Raw genomic sequence first — 953 nt, forward strand, 5'->3', positions numbered from 1 at the left:
TCGATGTATTCTTCGTCCAGCAGGGTTTCATCGGTGGCGGAACCTTGCAGGACGAGGGTGTTGTCCAGATTCTCGGCTAGCCATTCGGCGCGGTGGGGTTTGTATTCGATGATTTTGATGTCGTATTTGGATTCGAGCTGTTTGGCGAGGCGGTAGCCGATGTTACCGCCGCCGGCAATCATGATGCGGCGGGTACGCGCTTCTTTGGGGCGCAGTTCGCGCATGATGATGTTGACGCTGCTGATGTCGGCGGTAAAAAGTACCTCGTCACCTTCGATGATGACGGTTTGCGGCGTGGGGACGATAAGGCGGTTGTTGCGGTAGATGGCGCAGATTTGGCAGTCCGCGCCTTCGGGGAGATGTTGGTTGATGTCGGCAATTTCACGGCTGATCAGCAAACCGCCTTTGCGAGCTTGAACAATCACCATGCGGACTTGGTCGTTGGCAAAGCTGAGTACCTGTAATGCGCTGGTGTAGCTGAGCAGGCCGACAAGTTGTTCTGTAACCAGTTGTTCTGGGCTGATGGTTTCGGTAATGCCGAAGATGTTGAGGCTGCCTTCTTCGGGTTTGTCGCTGCCGGCAACCGGATATTCGAGGTATTCGCTTGAGCGTACGCGTGCAATACGGCCGGGGATGTTGAACAGGTCGGCGGCGATTTTGGAGGCAACGATGTTGGTTTCGTCGCTGCGGGTCAGGGCAAGCAGGAGGTCGGAGTCCGCCGCACCTGCCTGTTCGAGGGTAAAGGGCGATGCGCCGTTGCCGACGATGGTTTGGACATCGAGGCGGCTGCTGATGCGGTTGAGCGCTTTTTCGTCGATGTCGATGATGGTAACGTCGTTGCTGGGAACGGAGGCAAGGTTTTGGGCGACGGTCGAGCCGACTTGGCCGCTGCCGAGGATGAGTATTTTCACGGTAATTGAGTGTGTTCGGTAAAAATGAAATTGTAACAAAAG

General features: G+C 55.7%; 1 protein-coding gene. It reads right to left on the reverse strand.

Annotated features, from left to right (window positions below; genetic code table 11):
- Window positions 1-911: Trk system potassium transporter TrkA (gene trkA / locus ACTHS3_RS15100; protein WP_440368379.1), on the reverse strand; the 911-nt coding region annotated here is incomplete at its 3' end.
- Window positions 912-953 lie beyond the last annotated feature (42 nt).

The sequence above is a fragment of the Neisseria sp. P0009.S007 genome (assembly GCF_051962515.1).